The following is an 836-nucleotide window of genomic DNA, read 5'->3' on the forward strand; positions in this document are numbered from 1 at the left end:
AGCAAATCTACCAATATTGTTAAAAGGGTTCTGTTGCAAAGTTTTAAATCTACTATCAAATAAGGTAGAATAATAGAAAAAGATAGCAGGAGGAATGACGATGAATCATTTTAAAGGAAAGCAATTTCAGCAGGATGTGATTATTGTAGCCGTGGGCTACTATCTTCGTTATAACCTTAGCTATCGTGAAGTTCAAGAAATCTTATATGATCGTGGCATTAACGTTTCTCATACGACGATTTATCGTTGGGTGCAAGAATATGGCAAACTACTCTATCAAATTTGGAAAAAGAAAAATAAAAAATCCTTTTATTCATGGAAAATGGATGAAACGTACATCAAAATTAAAGGAAAATGGCATTATTTGTATCGAGCCATCGATGCAGATGGTTTAACCTTGGATATTTGGTTACGTAAAAAACGGGACACACAAGCAGCCTATGCTTTTCTTAAGCGGTTAGTGAAGCAGTTTGATGAACCGAAGGTTGTAGTCACAGATAAAGCCCCCTCTATTACAAGTGCCTTTAAGAAACTAAAAGAATACGGCTTTTATCAAGGGACAGAACATCGTACCATTAAATACCTGAATAATTTGATTGAACAAGACCATCGTCCAGTAAAGAGACGCAATAAATTCTATCGAAGTTTACGCACTGCCTCACCCACGATTAAAGGCATGGAAGCCATCCGAGGATTATATAAGAAAACCCGAAAAGAAGGCACTCTCTTCGGGTTTTCGGTCTGTACTGAAATCAAGGTATTATTGGGAATCCCAGCTTAAATCATAGATACCGTAAGGGATTTTATTCTTTATTTAAAACTTTGCAACAGAACCG

Annotated in this window: 1 protein-coding gene; it reads left to right on the forward strand. The window is 36.4% G+C overall.

All coding sequences use genetic code 11. From position 1 onward, the window contains the following. Positions 1 to 100 precede the first annotated feature (100 nt). Positions 101 to 781, forward strand: a complete 681-nt coding sequence (locus D1641_RS18990; RefSeq protein WP_013646119.1) for an IS6-like element IS1216 family transposase — start codon at positions 101 to 103, stop codon at positions 779 to 781. The last annotated feature ends 55 nt before the right edge of the window (positions 782 to 836 follow it).

This window comes from Colidextribacter sp. OB.20 (assembly GCF_009911595.1).
Taxonomy (GTDB): Bacteria; Bacillota; Clostridia; order Oscillospirales; family Oscillospiraceae; genus Lawsonibacter.